Here is a 15,078-nt window from a genome sequence, read left to right as displayed (position 1 = left end):
TCAGCAATCGGCGCAGGGGATCGTCAGGCTTCTGCGCGGGCGCAGATAGTACGTCTCACCCATCGGGATCGTGGTGGTGAGGGATTGGGTCAATCCAAGCTTCTGCGGGCTGTCCGTCGACCAGCTGATGATCGGCGCATAGCTGAGATTGCTTTCGACGCGGATCAGGAAGGTGCCGGCGACGTTGAGCGTTGCCGGAACCGTGGTCGCGGTACCTGCGGTGGCCCCGACGCTGTTAACGCCGCTGGCCACCTTGCGCGACCACACCACTTTCACCTGGGGCGGCGTATCGGTGGTGACCTGTATCGCCGTGATGGTGATGTTCGGCACCGAGCGGTTGTAGGGCTGAATGGTCGAGGTGCCGATCTTCATGATGGCGTCGAGATCCGCCTTGACGATGGTCGGCTGCTGCGTGACCAGATCGGCAACCATGCTGCCGATACGGCTGACCTTCTTGCTGGTCTCGATGGCCTGCGACGCCTCCATGGTCATGAAGTACATGATGAGCAGGATCGGCACGATAAGAGCGAACTCGACCGCTGCCACCCCACGGCGATTGGAGCAGAACCCGGCAGCCTTGCGCCAGATCCCTGCAATTCCCGGATGTGCCCCCGCACGCATCATGTCATTGCCTTTTTCTTGTTGGTGCTTCTTAATTGCCGAACGGCTCGTTCTGCCAGGTCACCGAGGCAAAATGCAGCGTCCGGCCGCCGCTCAGATTGGCCATCGACTTGGCCATCAGATCGGTCATGACGGGCCATTTGTAGAAGACCCGCAGCATGTTCTTCGATTCCGCCAGACCAGGCGTGTTTGCGAAAGTCTGTGAGTTCGTGCCTTGCATCAGAACGACATCGCCGTTCTGGATAGTGAAGGTCGCGGTGGCCGCGTCCGCGAAAGTCGGATACTCGCGAAGGTCCACGAGCAACTGATCGGGACAATCCGTGGAGACGATGATCTCCAGCCTGCCGCAGATCAGGGTCGTCAACTTGGTCCCCGCGACATCAGCCGGCCGCAACTGGCCCGTGCGCAACTGGCGCGCGACATCGTCGGTGATGTTGGCCATCACCTCCTGGCCGGCAAACGAGATGCAGCTTTCAAGGATGGCGAATACGAGGAGGGCGAAGGGCAATGCGAGCAGCGCGAACTCCAGGGCCGTGCTGCCACCCCGGTCGCGAACGAAGCGCTCGAAAAACCTGGCGCGCTTCACCTTATGCTGACCTGTTGCGCTGAATTCGTTGCACATGCCCTGTTCCTGCCACCCCTGGACGGTTCCGACAGGTCTATTAGCGCAAACCAATTGAGGCCCAGTGTGAATGATCGTTAAAGTCCGCGCGGGCCTCTTAACTGGCTGGTAACTTGGATGGCTGCTGAGAGGCCGCGCAGCCTATTTGCTCACGCTCATCTCGGCTTCGGAGGATTTTTCAGCCTCGCTCTTGTAGGAGCTTTCGCAATAGGGCGTGCAAGACATGGTCTGGACCTCGGCGCGCCGGTAAATGCGAACCGACGAGGCTGCCTGCCGCACGACTGTAACCTGCGCGTCGACGATCGGGCTGCCCTCCTGGTCGAGAACGACGAGGTTGGTGACACCAAACCCCTTGCCGGTGAGCACGATCGTCGACGCGTCCTGGACGGAGGCATCGGCGATTGCCGGATTGCCGACGACGATCGTGTCGGCGGGGCGGGACAGTTTCACGATCTTGGCTTGATTCATGATGACGTCGATATCGGCGCCGGCTCTGGCTGGCGTGATCAAGCTCGTGGCGGCAAGAAGCACGGCAATCAGGACTGAGGATCTCTGCACGGCCATCGAGGCGCTCCACGGCAAGCGAACTGTTCAACGGAACATGAACGAGATTGGTGAACCAACGGTTAAGTCGACTCGCCGGTGCCGGATGTAGCGAGCGGCATGGCAACCCGCATGGCCGGATCCGGGCCGGTCGCGGGTTTACTTGAGCCCTTGCCTTTTGCGGTATTGGCCTGGGAAACGGTACTTTAGCCCGGACTTAGCATGCAGTTAACCACGCACTCTGTTCGAGCCGGGAAAGGAATCGGTAAGGCTGTTTATTAAGCCGATCGAAAGAGCTTCTCCCTAGATTGGCAGCATCCGATCAACCATCACAGAAGTTGACGGAAGTGCTGTAACACGTGGAGTAGGAGCTCTCGAATGTCTAACCTTTTTGCACGTTTCGTGAAGGACGAATCCGGCGCGACCGCTATCGAATATGGTCTGATCGCCGCTCTCATCGCGCTCGCCATCATCACCGGCGCCGGCGCTCTCGGCAATGCGATCAACGCCAAGTTCACCTCGATCGGAACCACGCTGAACTCCAGCGGCAGCTGATCTGCCGTATTGCTGGGTATCCAGATTGCGTTCTGGAAAAGGGCCGCCACGCTGCGGCCCTTTTTCTATTTCGCAGCCAATATAGACGTCTCTGGTTTACGGGTCTCATCAATCGTTAATCGAGACAGCCTAGATTGAGCCCCTTGCAATTCGCACAATAGGCATGAGCGCCGATGCTTGAAGCCCTGATCTTCGTCGTCTTTCCGTTCTGCATGCTGTTTGCCGCGATCTCGGACATGCTGTCGATGACCATCGCCAACCGCGTGTCGGTGCTGCTCGTCGTCGTCTTCGCGCTGGTTGCGCCGCTGACGGGTATGGAATGGGCAGCCTATGGCTGGCACTTCGCCGCAGGCGCCCTGGTCCTGTCTGTGACGTTTGGACTGTTTGCAATGGGTGGCATGGGCGGAGGCGATGCCAAGCTGCTGGCCGCCACGGCCGTGTGGATGGGGCTGAACATCCATCTCGTCGAGTACCTTGTTGCCTCGACAATGATCGGCGGTCTGCTGACGCTCGCCATCCTGGTTTACCGGAAGTCGCCGCTGGCGACTATTACCGGCCGCAATCCCTTCCTGCGTCATTTCGCGGATGACAAGACCGGGGTTCCCTATGGGATCGCGCTCGGCCTCGGCGGGCTGCTGACCTATCCGGATTCGCCTTTGATGGTATGGGCGCTGGCAAGGCTTGCCGGCTGAGCACGATCTGATTTCCGTTACCCCTGGCCGCGTTGCCTGACCGAGCTTCGAAGGGAGCCCATCAGGCCATTTGCACGCGTGGCGGCGGGATCGAGCTAATTTATGTAAACCTTAAATTAATCACGATCGTAAGCATTACATTAACCTTGTTTTGACGATTGCCGCTGCAAAGTCCGGCTTGGCTACGTGGTTTGCCAAGGGCGAGGGTTCGGACAGATGCCAGCATCCCGACTGATTATTCTGAGCGTGGCGGTGGCCGCGGCGGGAGGCGCTGGCTATGTCGCAAAAAACATGGTCGCGGCGCCGCCCCCACAGATCGTCGTCGATTCGGGGCCTCAGGCTCCCGCCGTACCCCTGCAGGACGTGCTTGTGCTCTCGGGCGATGTCGCGATGGGCAACGCGCTGCAGAACAACATCTCCTGGCAATCCTGGCCGGCCGACGGCGTCAACGCGAATTTCATCACCAAGGCCACGGCTCCCGACGCTCTGGAGAAGTTGAAGGCGTCGATTGCCCGTGTGCCGATGTACGCTGGTGAGCCCGTGCGACGTTCCAAGCTGATCGGCGAGGGGCAGAGCTTCATGTCGTCCATCCTGCCTTCAGGGATGCGGGCGGTCGCCACGACCATATCGGCCGACACTTCGGCCGGCGGCTTCATCCTTCCAAACGATTTCGTCGACGTCATCATGACCCGCAGGGCGGATGCCAGCAGCGGCGGCACCGGTTTCAACACCGAAACCATCCTCAAGAACATCCGTGTCCTGGCAATTGACCAGACCATCCAGGAGGACGAGGAGGGCAAGAAGACCAGGGTGGGCCAGACGGCCACGCTGGAGCTCACGCCCAAACAAGCCGAGATCATCACCGTCGCCCAGCAAATGGCCGATCGCCTGACCCTGGCGCTGCGGGCGATCACGGACACCCAGGAAAAGAATGTGGGCGAGGCCGACTATCTCGTTTCCGGCAATGGCCGCAAGGGAACGGTGAGACTGATCAAGTCCGGTGAAGTTTCCGAAATAGGGGCAAGGAAATGAGGCTAAGCGGTAAACTGCCGGCAATCGTAGCCGCGGCATTCGGCCTGCTGCTCGTCGGAACGAATGTGCACGGCATTGTCGAGGCAAAGAGCACGCGGGTGACGGCCACGACCGCCAACCAGCGCGTCAAGCTTGGGCTCAACAAATCGGTGGTCATAGACCTGCCGAGCGATGCCTACGACATTCTTGTCGCCAACCCGACCGTTGCCGATGCGGTAACCCGCACCGCAAGGCGTATCTACCTGTTCGGCAAAGCGGTCGGCGAGACCAATATCTTCGTCTTCGGGCCGAACGGCGAACAGATCGCCAGCCTGGATCTGGCCGTCGAACGCGACGTTGCCGGCCTGGAGGACTACATCAAGCGCTTCCTTCCGACCTCGACCGTCAAGGTGGAACTGCTGAACGACAACGTCATACTGACCGGAACGGTCGACACGCCTCTGGACGCGAAGCGGGCGGTCGATCTGGCGACGATCTTCGTCTCGGGCGGTGAAGCGACGACCGGGCAGTATTCGCAGACGGCGGCCGGCGGCTCGGCCCAGAGCGGTGTCGACATCAACAACCCCGACCAGCAACGCCGTACCAGCAAGATCGTCAATCTGCTGCAGATCATCGGTGACGACCAGGTCACGCTGAAGGTTACCGTCGCCGAGGTCAGCCGCTCGGTGATGAAACAGCTTGGTGTCAATATGATCGGCAGCGGCGGCAGCAACGGCATCAGCTACGGCGCCCTCAGTGACCCTTTCACGGGTCTCGGCAAGCCGCTGTCGAACGCGGGCCTCGGTATCAGTGCGTCGGGGCTGCAGGCCTATATCAACGCAATGGAGCAATCCGGGGTCATGAAGACCTTGGCCGAGCCAACCTTGACTGCGGTATCCGGTGAGAAGGCGACCTTCAAGGTCGGCGGCGAATACAATATGGTGAGCTCGGTCTCCGCCAACGTATCCACCGACAATCAGACCGGTCTGAAGAACTATACAGTCGACAAGATCGAGTACGGCATCGGCCTGGAATTCCAGCCGGTGGTTCTGTCGCCCGGTCGCATAAGCCTGAAAGTCAGAACCTCGGTTTCCGAACCGACGACCGAGGGGTCCGTGTCGGCATCAACGGACAATAAGAGTATCGGCATGAATGCCCTGTCACTGCGCAAGCGTCTTGCCGATACGACGGTCGAACTGCCCTCGGGCGGCTCGATGATGATCGCCGGCCTGGTTCGCGACGATGTCAGGCAAGCCGTCACCGGCTTGCCTGGGCTGACAAAAATCCCAGTGCTCGGCGCGCTCTTCCGCAGCAGGGATTTCGTGCGCAATGAGACCGAACTCGTCATCATCATCACGCCCTATCTGACGAAGCCGGTGGCGCGCAACGATCTTGCCAAGCCGGACGACAATTTCAATCCTCCGAGCGACGGCGCCGGCATGTTCCTTGGCAAGGTCAATCGCGTCTACGGCACCATGCAGACCGACAAGCCCAACGGCCGCTACCACGGCGTTGTCGGCTTCATCTACAAGTGAATGGGAAAGCGGACATGTCTCAGTCAGCGTTGAAGACAAGCACCACCGTAGCAACGATGCGCACCAGCCGTTCGCGGGTGGGCCTGCGGGCGTTGCCGCTCCTGGCGGTCGCGGTGACGGCCTTGCTGGCCGGCTGCGCCCAGCGCGACAGCATCACCGTTGGCGCCATTCCGGACGACTACCGCACCAATCATCCGATCGTCATCGCCGAGAAGAACCAGAAGATCGACCTGCCTGTCGGCGCCGGCGACCGCGGCATGACCGGTTCGCAGCGCGACACGCTGCTCGGTTTCCTCGACGGCTATGACAAGAGTGCCTCTCCGACTCTGACGATCCAGATTCCGAGCGGATCGGCGAATGAGGTTGCCGCAAGGGCGGCCGGCCGTGATTTTGCCAGGCTCGCGGTCGCGAGCGGCATCAAGCGCAACCGCATCGTCGTTGTCTCCTATCAGGCTGGATCGAGCGAGTCGTCCGCCCCGGTTCGCGTCTCCTTCATCGCGGTGAGGGCCCAGACCGACAAATGCGGCCGCTGGCCCGACGATCTGACCGAGACGTCGGAGAACAAGCACTACGCCGACTTCGGCTGCTCCTATCAGAACAATCTTGCCGCGCAGATGGCCAACCCTGCCGACCTGCTCGGGCCACGCAAGCAGACCACCATCGACGCGGAAAACCGTGGCGCGGTGATCGATGTCTACCGCAGCAGAGGTATTTCGGGTGAATTCCTCGGCAATTCGGAAGTGACGTACTGAGCCGAGCCCTCGAGGAAAAGAAGCCACGGAAAGAACAGGCCACGGAAAAGAGCATGACCATGAGCAACCTTGCCTATGACGCCACCGTGGACGGCGATACATCGCCGCAGGACATCGCCGCGATGCAGGCGTTGCGCCCGGTTCCGCGCATCTCGATCCAGGCATTCTGCGAGACCGAGGGCGTTGCCAATCCGGTCGAGCGCGCCGGCGAGGACCGCCGCATGACCAAGGCGCATCTCAAGGTCCATATGGGCGGCGTTCCCACCGCGATCGAGTTCTATCAGTCGGCGCCGACGCCGAACCTGATCCTGCTGGAGTCACGCAGCGAACCAAAGCAATTGCTGGAGCAGCTCGCCCAGCTCTCGGAATACTGCGATCCATCCTCGAAAGTGGTGGTGATCGGCCACTACAACGACGTTGGTCTCTATCGCGAGCTTATCCGCTCCGGCATCTCCGAATATGTCATCGCGCCGGTGTCGATGGCCGACATCGTCAGTGTCGTCTCGTCGATTTTCGTCGATCCGGAGGCCGAACCGCTCGGCCGCTCCGTGGCCTTTGTAGGCGCCAAGGGCGGCGTCGGCTCTTCCACCATCGCCCACAATGTAGCCTGGGCGATGTCCTCCCTGTTCAAGTCCGAGGTGGTCGTCGCCGACCTCGACCTCGCCTTCGGCACGGCCAACATCAATTTCGACCAGGATCCGGCACAAGGCATCGCTGAAGCGGTGTTCTCGCCCGAACGCATCGACGAAGTCTATCTCGACCGGTTGCTGACCCAGTGCGCGGAGCACCTGTCGCTGCTCGCGGCGCCCTCGACACTGGAACGCGTCTACGACTTCGATCCCGATGCCTTTACGCAACTTGTCGATACCGCGCAGCGCAGCGTGCCGCTTCTGGTGCTGGACGTTCCCCATGTCTGGACAGGCTGGGCCAAGAACACGCTGGTCAAGGCCGACGAGATCGTCATCACCGCGACGCCGGAACTGGCCAATCTGCGCAACACCAAGAACCTGGTCGACATGCTCAAGCGGCTTCGCCCCAACGACCCGCCGCCGAAGCTGATCATCAATCAGGCCGGCGTTCCCAAGCGGCCGGAAATTTCGCCGTCCGATTTCGCCGAACCGCTCGGCCTGACGCCGATGTCGGTCATCGGCTTCGATCCGTTGCTGTTCGGCAATGCCGCCAACAACGGGCGTATGCTCGGTGAAATGGACGCCAAGAACCCGGTTGTCGCGACCATCAACGAGATTGCCCATGTGCTGACCGGGCGAAGCGAGATCCGGGCGAAAAAGAAGGCTGGCCTGGGCAGTCTGCTCGGCAAACTCTCACGCAACAAGAAGTGACGCTTTGGAACCGGTAGTCGATCATGTTCGGTAAAAGAGGCAACGACGACGGCAACCGGTTCACGCCGGAATTCCGCCAGCCAGCACCGGCGCCAGCCGCGCCGCCGCCTGCGGGTCCGGCGGATACGGCGGTTCTTGCCCGGCCAACGGCGTCGCCGCAGCCAAGCGCACCTGTCGCGCCGCCGGCTCGCCGCGCGGTCGAAGCGCCGCCCATCGCGCCGGAGCCGAAGCGGGGCCGAGAGAAAAGCGAAACCTACTACGACACCAAGAGCCAGGTTTTCTCGGCGCTCATCGACACGATCGACCTGTCGCAGCTCGCCAAGCTCGACCCCGAAAGCGCGCGCGAGGAAATCCGCGACATCGTCAACGACATCATCGCGATCAAGAATTTCGCGATGTCGATCGCCGAGCAGGAGGAACTGCTCGAGGACATCTGCAACGATGTGCTTGGTTATGGACCGCTCGAGCCATTGCTCGCCCGTGACGATATCGCCGACATCATGGTCAACGGGTCCAAGAACGTCTACATCGAAGTCAACGGCAAGGTCGAGCAGACCACCATCCGCTTTCGTGACAACCAGCAGCTTCTGAACATCTGCCAGCGCATTGTCAGCCAGGTTGGCCGCCGTGTCGATGAATCCAGCCCGATCTGCGACGCTCGTCTTCCCGACGGCTCCCGTGTCAATGTCATCGCGCCGCCGCTCGCCATCGACGGCACCGCGCTCACCATCCGCAAATTCAAGAAGGACAAGCTGACGCTCGATCAGCTGGTCAGGTTCGGCGCGATCTCGCCGCAGGGCGCCGAAGTCCTCAAGATCATCGGCCGCGTCCGCTGCAACATCGTCATCTCGGGCGGTACCGGTTCGGGCAAGACGACGCTGCTCAACTGCCTGACCAACTACATCGACCGCGACGAGCGCGTCATCACCTGCGAGGACTCGGCTGAATTACAATTGCAGCAGCCGCACGTCGTGCGCCTTGAAACCCGTCCGCCCAACCTCGAAGGCGAAGGCGAGGTGACGATGCGCGACCTGGTCAAGAACTGCCTGCGCATGCGGCCCGAGCGCATCATCGTCGGCGAAGTGCGCGGACCCGAGGTGTTCGATCTTCTGCAGGCGATGAACACCGGCCATGACGGCTCGATGGGGACGATCCACTCGAACAGCCCGCGCGAATGCCTGAACCGCATCGAATCCATGATCGCCATGGGTGGTTATTCGCTGCCACAGAAAACCGTGCGCGAAATCGTCGTCGGCTCCGTCGACGTGATCATCCAGGCGGCACGTCTGCGCGACGGATCGCGTCGCATCACCCACATCACCGAAGTGATCGGCATGGAAGGCGACGTCATCATCACCCAGGATATCGTCCTCTACAACATCAAGGGTGAAGACGCCAACGGCAGGCTGCTGGGCGAACACGTCTCGACCGGCATCGGCCGCCCGCATTTCTGGGAGCGTGCTCGTTACTACGGCGAGGAACAACGCCTCGCCACCGCGCTCGAGGCGATGGAGAAACGAGCTGACTGAGGTATCCGCGGGCGTGAAGGTTCTGGTCGATGTTTGGAATTGACGGCACCGTATTGGCGTTTGTCGTGCTCGCCGGCTTCAGCGCCGGCGCGGTCGCCTATGCTTTCCTGTTCAACCAGATCAGCAACGAGAAACATGCGGGTAAGCGGCTTGAAACGATCAAGGCCGCGGAGACGGACCGCTCCGTCGTCAAGGCAACGCGCGACCGCGCGGTGGACGCTGCCAAGCGCCGTAAATCGGTCCAGGATTCCCTGAAGGAACTCGACGAGAAGCAGAAAACCAAGGACCTTGCCGTCAAGAAGCCGCCACTGAAGGCCCAGCTTCGCCAGGCTGGGATGAAGGTTACGGTCGAACGTTTCTACATCTATTCCGCCATATGCGGGCTCGCGCTGACAATTGTCGCCTTCATGGCCGGGGCGCCGATGCTTGTTCTGCCAGGCGTGTTGTTGGCTGGCGCGCTCGGCCTGCCGCGCTGGTTCGTCTCGTTTCGCCGCACGCGCCGGGTCAAGGCTTTCCTCAACGAATTCCCAAACGCCCTCGACATCATCGTGCGCGCGGTCAAGTCCGGCCTGCCGCTGAACGATGCCGTGCGCCTGATCGCCAACGAATCCCCTGAGCCGGTGAAGACCGAGTTTCGCCGTATCGTCGATTCGCAGCAGATGGGCCTGTCGATACCCGATGCGACCTTGCGCATGCCCGAAACCATGCCGTGCACAGAGGCAAGTTTCTTCGGTATCGTCATCCAGATCCAGTCGCAGGCGGGCGGCAATCTGTCCGAGGCACTGGGCAACCTTTCGCGCGTGCTTCGTGATCGCAAGAAGATGAAGGCAAAGGTTCAGGCGCTGTCGATGGAGGCGAAAGCGTCCGCCGCCATCATCGGTGCGCTGCCCTTCATCGTTGCCTTCCTGGTGTACCTCTCTAGCCCGAATTACATGTTGCCGCTGTTCACAACCAGCATCGGCAATCTGATCCTCGGCGTCTCGGGTGTCTGGATGATGATTGGCATCTTCGTGATGCGCAAGATGATGAACTTTGATGTCTAGGGCCGCGACATGAGCGAACAAGTCGTCAAGTCACTGACTGATCCCAGCCTGCTGATCGCGCTGCTGGTCGCCATCGCCGTGTTCGCGACCGTCTTTACTCTGCTGCCGGCGTTTGGCGGCAACCAACTGAAGGCACGCATGAAGTCGGTCGCGCTGGAGCGTGACGAGCTTCGCGCCAAGCAACGCGCGCGGCTTGCAAGCGAGGCCGATCGCCGTCGTAAGGGTCTGCGTGAAGAGCAGTCGGTCGGCATGCGCAACATCGTCGACCGGCTCGATCTGCGCCGCGCACTGGCCGACGAGAGCACCCTGCAGAAGCTCAAGGTTGCCGGCTTCCGGGGACAGAACCCGCTGACGCGGTTTCTCTTCTTCCGTCTCGTGCTGCCTTTCGTCGGCTTCGCGCTGGCTCTGGTCTACATATTCGTGATGGGAGGGTTGCCGGACAAGCCGCTGGTCGTCCGGTTGTTCGTTTGCATCCTCGTTGCCTATGGCGGCTTTTACGCGCCGGTCGTCTATGTCAACAACCGCGCCACCAAGCGCAAGCAGTCGATCCAGATGGCTTGGCCCGATGCGCTCGATCTCATGCTGATCTGCGTGGAATCAGGCATGTCGGTGGAGGCAGCGCTGCGCAAGGTCGCCGACGAGATCGGCGCGCAGTCGGTGGCTCTGGCGGAAGAATTCATCCTGACCAATGCCGAGCTCTCCTATTTGCAGGAGCGCAAGCAGGCCTACGAGAATCTTGCGAGCCGTACTGGGCTGGAATCGGTCAAATCGGTGTCGCAGGCGCTTGTCCAGGCCGAGCGTTACGGCACGCCGGTGGCGCATGCGTTGCGTGTTCTCGCTGCCGAGAGCCGTGACCAGCGCATGAACGCCGCCGAGAAGAAGGCGGCCGCCTTGCCGCCCAAGCTCACCGTGCCGATGATCCTGTTCTTCCTGCCTGTGCTTTTCGCCATCATCCTGGGCCCTGCCGGTATCCAGGTCAGCCAGCGCGGCATCTTCGGCGATCATTCGGGGGCGGCGGCGTCAACCAGCCAATAAACGCCACGGAAAATTCCTGTGAAAAGTACGAAAGCCGCGCTTCATGCAGCGCGGCTTCAACTTGATGCCGAAATCGCCGTGTCAGTTGGTTGCCGGCTTCGACTTGTCCTGATCCTTGAGCTGGCTCCAGGCATTCTGCTGGGCCAGCATCTGCCTCAGATAGGCGACATTGGCCTGTGCCTGCTCGGGCGAAAGTTCCTGCGAGGCGATCTTCTCGGCCTCGTCGAAGCGTCCCTGCAGGCCGACGACCAATGCCAGGTTCTGGCGCACACGGCTGTCGGCGCCCGGCTGCTGGGCGGCCGAACGCATGTAGGTCTCGGCGGTGCGCAGATCCCCCTCCAGCACATAGGACATGCCGAGGTTGGAGAGAACCGAGGGTTCGTTCGGCTTGAGTTCAAGGGCCTTGCGGTAGAGCTGGCGAGCCTCGTCCTTCTGACCGATCTGATCAAGGATGGCGGCTTCCGCCGACACCAGCTTCCAGTCGGGATATTCCGGCGTCTGGGCGCGGCGCACGGCGTCGAGCGCGGCCTCGAACTGGCCGTTGGCGGCGAGCGCCTTGCCGTAGGCCGCGAGCACGTCGCGGTCCTTGGGGTAGACGATTGCCAGCTTGCGCATCACGGCAAGCGACTGGTCGGCATCGCCGTCCATCTGCAACGCCGCGGCGAAATTGGTCGCGATGCGCTTGTCGTTGGGATTTTTCGCATAAGACTGGCCAAGCACGGCGGTAGCATTGTGCAATTCGCCCGCCGACATCGTGTCCAGCGGCTTGCCGCTGGTTCGGCCGATCGAACCGGTGCTCATTTTGTCGGTGCCGCAACCGGCGACGCCAGCGGCGAGCGCCAGCATGAGAGCCGTGGTGATGAGCCGCTTTCCCCTGAGAGTCATCGTGCGGTTGGTCGGCATCGGCACCCTGGCCTCCATTCATGCGCGCGGCCATTGCGTGGCCATCTTCCCTCCCGCAGAAATATTCTGTTAACCCTAACGGAGAGTTAAGAAGCGCCGACTCGCGAAGGGTCGGCAGGAGAACATCGGATGCCTGTCGAACTCGTCGAGACGAAATTGCAAGCTGCGCTGCCGGTACATCTGGTGGCCCGTGATGGTCTGGAGACCGCGGGCCTTCCGCCACCTGCCGTCGCATGGGCCAAGGCCAATGGCTTTTCCGGCGAGGCAGCCAGGACGTTGGCCGTGCCCGGCGAAAACGGCGCGCTTGCCGGCGCGCTGTTCGGTATCGGTGACGGGGAGGGCGCGTTGGCGCTCGGCGCATTGTCGAAAGCCTTGCCGGAAGGCGACTGGCATTTCGCCTCGACCCCTGCCGAGCCGGAACTCGCGGCAATCGCCTTGGCGCTCGGTGGCTATGTCTTTACCCGCTACGGCAAGAAACCGGGCAAGGCGCTGCGCTTCGGCCTTCCGGCCGGTGTCGATGCGGCGCGCGTTCGCCGCATCACCGATGGCGTCTTTCTGGCCCGCGACCTCGTCAACACACCGACCAGCGACATGGGGCCGGATGACCTGGAGACGGCGGCGCGGACCCTGGCCGGCGCTCACAAGGCCGAAGTCTCGGTGGTCAAGGGCGACGAGTTGCTGACGCGGAATTTTCCGATGATCCACGCCGTCGGCCGGGCCTCCGTTGGGGCGCCGCGCCTGATTGACATGATCTGGGGACAAGAGGGCGCGCCGAAGGTGACGCTGGTCGGCAAGGGCGTCTGCTTCGATACCGGCGGTCTCGACATCAAGCCATCATCCGGCATGCTGTTGATGAAGAAGGATATGGGCGGCGCGGCCAATGTGCTTGGCCTGGCCTCGATGATCATGGCGGCTGGGCTGAACGTGCGGCTGCGCGTGCTGATCCCCGCGGTGGAGAATTCGATTGCCGGCAACGCTTTTCGGCCCGGTGACGTGCTGACGAGCCGCAACGGCATCACTGTCGAGATAGGCAACACGGACGCCGAAGGGCGGCTCGTGCTCGGCGATGCGCTGGCGCTGGCCGACGACGAGGAACCACAGCTCCTTGTCGACATGGCGACGCTGACCGGAGCCGCCCGTGTCGCGCTTGGCCCGGACCTGCCGCCTTTCTACACCGGGGACGAGGCGCTGGCCTCGGATCTGGCGGCGGCATCGCTCGCGGTCGAGGATCCGCTATGGCGCATGCCGCTGTGGCGGCCTTACGACGCGAAACTGTCGTCGAAGATCGCCGACATCAACAACGTCACCACGGACGGGTTCGCCGGTTCGATCACGGCGGCGCTGTTCCTCAAGCGTTTTGTCGAGAAGACGGCGAACTGGGCGCATTTCGATATCTTCGCCTGGAATCCCGCCGACCGTCCCTATGGTCCCGCCGGTGGCGAGGCGCAGGGCATTCGGGCCCTGGAACGGATTATCTCGACACGATTTGGCTGATGTGGCAGCCGCAGGCCGGCAAATCGCTTAAACTGAAACGGAACCGAAACAATTTGCCGTCATGCTGGCGCGATGTCGATTGCGATGCGCCCGAGCCAGGCCTTGCGACTGTGGCAGCAGGTGATGCTGTCGCAGGTGCGCGACGACGAGCCCGATCTGACCATGCGCCAGACGGCAATCCTGTTCACCATCTATCTCGATCCGCCGCCGCATACGGTTCGCGGGCTCGCCGCCCGCCTCAACGTCACCAAGCCGGTCATCACCCGCGCGCTCGACACGATGGGCGCGCTGAAGCTGGTATCGCGCCATCGCGACGAACTCGACAAGCGCAACGTGCTGATCAAGCGCACGGTGGAGGGCGCGCTCTTTGTCGAGCGCTTCGGCGATGGTATCATCGCCAGGGCCCATGAACTGCCCATCTGACCAACCAACCTTTACCGAGTTGCCGCTTTGACCGCCCACGACGCCCGCCTTCATGCCTTTCGTTCCGATCTTGCCGATGCAAGGCTGAAGGGCGAGGTCGTTGCCGACCGCTTCGTTGCCGGCCGGCCGGCACGTATTTCCGCTCCCGTGGCTGATGTGCGCAAGGCGCCACGACCTGATGCCGGCGTCAACACGCAACTCCTGTTCGGCGATGATGTCCTCGTCTTCGAGGTCGCCGAAGGCTGGGCCTGGATCCAGGCCGAACGCGACGGCTATGTCGGCTATGTCGCCGACACCATGCTGGGCGGGCGGGAGCATGCACCCACCCATGCCGTCATGGTTCCCCGCACCTTCCTCTATCCCGGTCCCGACCTGCGTTTTCCGATCGCGGGACAGCTGTCGATGGGGGCGACCGTGACGGTGACGGGTGCTGCCGAGACGCGCGGCACGGCCTATGCCATCCTGCCCTCCGGCGAGACGATCATCGCCGGTCACCTCAGGCCTATCGGCGACGTTGCCGCTGACTATGTCGCGGTCGCCGAGACGTTTCTTGGAACACCCTATCTGTGGGGTGGCGCCTCCGGCTTCGGCATCGATTGCTCCGGCCTGGTGCAACTGGCGATGCGCATGGCCGGCAGAAACGTGCTGCGCGATTCCGACATGCAGGCGGCATCGATCGGCGAACCGCTCGAACCTGGCCCGGACTATGCCGGATTGCGTCGGGGCGACCTCGTCTTCTGGAAAGGCCATGTCGCCGTCATGACCGACTCCGACACCATGATCCACGCCAATGGCCACACCATGCTGGTCTCGCGAGAAGGCCTGAAGGACGCCATCGCCCGGATAGGTTATCTCTATGGCGGGCCGACAGGGTTCAGGAGGCCGTGATTTTCTTTCTCCCCGTTCACGGGGAGAAGGTGCCTGAAGGGCGGATCAGGGGCAGCGCGAACCTCTGACCGTTAGCGCCGCCCATCACCTGC

The 15,078-nt window shown here is 62.1% G+C and carries 16 protein-coding genes; 12 read left to right on the top strand and 4 right to left on the bottom strand.

The features are described from left to right. The 3 genes from A3AU_RS0120270 to A3AU_RS0120260 all read right to left on the bottom strand — a co-directional run bounded on the left by A3AU_RS0120270 (position 1) and on the right by A3AU_RS0120260 (position 1,807). Positions 1–624 (bottom strand): TadE/TadG family type IV pilus assembly protein, encoded by a 624-nt coding sequence (locus tag A3AU_RS0120270; protein WP_027054501.1) that lies wholly within the window; start codon positions 622–624, stop codon positions 1–3. A 28-nt stretch (positions 625–652) separates the two neighbouring features. Further along, a complete protein-coding gene (locus A3AU_RS0120265) occupies positions 653–1,243 on the bottom strand; it encodes a TadE/TadG family type IV pilus assembly protein (RefSeq protein ID WP_027054500.1) in 591 nt (196 codons plus the stop codon). Positions 1,244–1,384: 141 nt separating this feature from the next. Further along, the gene (locus A3AU_RS0120260; RefSeq protein WP_027054499.1) at positions 1,385–1,807 is read right to left on the bottom strand and encodes a pilus assembly protein N-terminal domain-containing protein; all 423 of its coding nucleotides are present in this window, start codon (positions 1,805–1,807) and stop codon (positions 1,385–1,387) included. A 357-nt stretch (positions 1,808–2,164) separates the two neighbouring features. Between A3AU_RS0120260 and A3AU_RS0120255 the strand changes: the two genes are divergently transcribed. The 9 genes from A3AU_RS0120255 to A3AU_RS0120215 all read left to right on the top strand — a co-directional run bounded on the left by A3AU_RS0120255 (position 2,165) and on the right by A3AU_RS0120215 (position 11,278). Further along, entirely contained in the window at positions 2,165–2,341 is a 177-nt protein-coding gene (locus A3AU_RS0120255; RefSeq protein ID WP_027043512.1) for a Flp family type IVb pilin, read from the top strand. 173 nt (positions 2,342–2,514) lie between these two features. Next, positions 2,515–3,033: an A24 family peptidase gene (locus tag A3AU_RS0120250; protein WP_027054498.1), complete on the top strand. Its 519-nt coding sequence runs from the start codon at positions 2,515–2,517 to the stop codon at positions 3,031–3,033. Between the two features lie 216 nt (positions 3,034–3,249). After that, positions 3,250–4,065 (top strand): Flp pilus assembly protein CpaB, encoded by an 816-nt coding sequence (gene cpaB, locus A3AU_RS0120245; RefSeq protein ID WP_027054497.1) that lies wholly within the window; start codon positions 3,250–3,252, stop codon positions 4,063–4,065. Next, positions 4,062–5,579, top strand: coding sequence for a type II and III secretion system protein family protein (locus tag A3AU_RS0120240; RefSeq protein ID WP_027054496.1), 1,518 nt, complete (start codon positions 4,062–4,064; stop codon positions 5,577–5,579). Before cpaB ends, A3AU_RS0120240 begins: the two co-directional genes overlap by 4 nt. 14 nt (positions 5,580–5,593) lie before the next feature. Next, positions 5,594–6,331 carry a CpaD family pilus assembly protein gene (locus A3AU_RS0120235; protein ID WP_027054495.1) on the top strand — a complete coding sequence of 246 codons (738 nt, stop codon included), beginning with the start codon at positions 5,594–5,596 and terminating at the stop codon, positions 6,329–6,331. A gap of 53 nt (positions 6,332–6,384) precedes the next feature. Next, positions 6,385–7,671 (top strand): CpaE/TadZ family protein, encoded by a 1,287-nt coding sequence (locus tag A3AU_RS0120230; protein WP_032917747.1) that lies wholly within the window; start codon positions 6,385–6,387, stop codon positions 7,669–7,671. Positions 7,672–7,694: 23 nt separating this feature from the next. Beyond that, entirely contained in the window at positions 7,695–9,200 is a 1,506-nt protein-coding gene (locus A3AU_RS0120225; RefSeq protein WP_027054493.1) for a TadA family conjugal transfer-associated ATPase, read from the top strand. 29 nt (positions 9,201–9,229) lie between these two features. Then, the gene (locus tag A3AU_RS0120220; RefSeq protein ID WP_027054492.1) at positions 9,230–10,243 is read left to right on the top strand and encodes a type II secretion system F family protein; all 1,014 of its coding nucleotides are present in this window, start codon (positions 9,230–9,232) and stop codon (positions 10,241–10,243) included. 9 nt (positions 10,244–10,252) lie between these two features. Continuing rightward, the gene (locus A3AU_RS0120215) at positions 10,253–11,278 is read left to right on the top strand and encodes a type II secretion system F family protein (protein ID WP_027054491.1); all 1,026 of its coding nucleotides are present in this window, start codon (positions 10,253–10,255) and stop codon (positions 11,276–11,278) included. Positions 11,279–11,359: 81 nt separating this feature from the next. Here A3AU_RS0120215 and A3AU_RS0120210 read toward each other — a convergent pair whose 3' ends face one another. Then, positions 11,360–12,181, bottom strand: a complete 822-nt coding sequence (locus tag A3AU_RS0120210) for a tetratricopeptide repeat protein (protein ID WP_027054490.1) — start codon at positions 12,179–12,181, stop codon at positions 11,360–11,362. 129 nt (positions 12,182–12,310) lie between these two features. On the opposite strand from A3AU_RS0120210, the gene A3AU_RS0120205 reads away from it, so the two are divergent. The 3 genes from A3AU_RS0120205 to A3AU_RS0120195 all read left to right on the top strand — a co-directional run bounded on the left by A3AU_RS0120205 (position 12,311) and on the right by A3AU_RS0120195 (position 14,986). Next, on the top strand, positions 12,311–13,675 hold the full coding sequence (locus A3AU_RS0120205; RefSeq protein WP_027054489.1) for a leucyl aminopeptidase family protein: 1,365 nt from the start codon (positions 12,311–12,313) through the stop codon (positions 13,673–13,675). Between the two features lie 72 nt (positions 13,676–13,747). Further along, the gene (locus tag A3AU_RS0120200; protein WP_027054488.1) at positions 13,748–14,098 is read left to right on the top strand and encodes a MarR family winged helix-turn-helix transcriptional regulator; all 351 of its coding nucleotides are present in this window, start codon (positions 13,748–13,750) and stop codon (positions 14,096–14,098) included. 27 nt (positions 14,099–14,125) lie between these two features. Continuing rightward, positions 14,126–14,986, top strand: coding sequence for a C40 family peptidase (locus A3AU_RS0120195; protein WP_027054487.1), 861 nt, complete (start codon positions 14,126–14,128; stop codon positions 14,984–14,986). The last annotated feature ends 92 nt before the right edge of the window (positions 14,987–15,078 follow it).

The sequence above is a fragment of the Mesorhizobium erdmanii USDA 3471 genome (assembly GCF_000472705.1).
Classification (GTDB): Bacteria; Pseudomonadota; Alphaproteobacteria; order Rhizobiales; family Rhizobiaceae; genus Mesorhizobium; species Mesorhizobium erdmanii.
This window is presented reverse-complemented; position numbering and strand designations above follow the sequence as displayed.

Excerpts from the sequence above, each read along its gene's own strand:
- A3AU_RS0120225 (WP_027054493.1), top strand. The coding sequence starts at position 7,695 with ATGTTCGGTAAAAGAGGCAACGACGACGGCAACCGGTTCACGCCGGAA.
- A3AU_RS0120250 (WP_027054498.1), top strand. The coding sequence starts at position 2,515 with ATGCTTGAAGCCCTGATCTTCGTCGTCTTTCCGTTCTGCATGCTGTTT.
- A3AU_RS0120265 (WP_027054500.1), bottom strand. The coding sequence starts at position 1,243 with ATGTGCAACGAATTCAGCGCAACAGGTCAGCATAAGGTGAAGCGCGCC.
- cpaB (WP_027054497.1), top strand. The coding sequence starts at position 3,250 with ATGCCAGCATCCCGACTGATTATTCTGAGCGTGGCGGTGGCCGCGGCG.
- A3AU_RS0120255 (WP_027043512.1), top strand. The coding sequence starts at position 2,165 with ATGTCTAACCTTTTTGCACGTTTCGTGAAGGACGAATCCGGCGCGACC.
- A3AU_RS0120270 (WP_027054501.1), bottom strand. The coding sequence starts at position 624 with ATGATGCGTGCGGGGGCACATCCGGGAATTGCAGGGATCTGGCGCAAG.
- A3AU_RS0120230 (WP_032917747.1), top strand. The coding sequence starts at position 6,385 with ATGACCATGAGCAACCTTGCCTATGACGCCACCGTGGACGGCGATACA.
- A3AU_RS0120240 (WP_027054496.1), top strand. The coding sequence starts at position 4,062 with ATGAGGCTAAGCGGTAAACTGCCGGCAATCGTAGCCGCGGCATTCGGC.
- A3AU_RS0120260 (WP_027054499.1), bottom strand. The coding sequence starts at position 1,807 with ATGGCCGTGCAGAGATCCTCAGTCCTGATTGCCGTGCTTCTTGCCGCC.
- A3AU_RS0120210 (WP_027054490.1), bottom strand. The coding sequence starts at position 12,181 with ATGCCGACCAACCGCACGATGACTCTCAGGGGAAAGCGGCTCATCACC.
- A3AU_RS0120200 (WP_027054488.1), top strand. The coding sequence starts at position 13,748 with ATGTCGATTGCGATGCGCCCGAGCCAGGCCTTGCGACTGTGGCAGCAG.
- A3AU_RS0120235 (WP_027054495.1), top strand. The coding sequence starts at position 5,594 with ATGTCTCAGTCAGCGTTGAAGACAAGCACCACCGTAGCAACGATGCGC.
- A3AU_RS0120215 (WP_027054491.1), top strand. The coding sequence starts at position 10,253 with ATGAGCGAACAAGTCGTCAAGTCACTGACTGATCCCAGCCTGCTGATC.
- A3AU_RS0120220 (WP_027054492.1), top strand. The coding sequence starts at position 9,230 with ATGTTTGGAATTGACGGCACCGTATTGGCGTTTGTCGTGCTCGCCGGC.
- A3AU_RS0120205 (WP_027054489.1), top strand. The coding sequence starts at position 12,311 with ATGCCTGTCGAACTCGTCGAGACGAAATTGCAAGCTGCGCTGCCGGTA.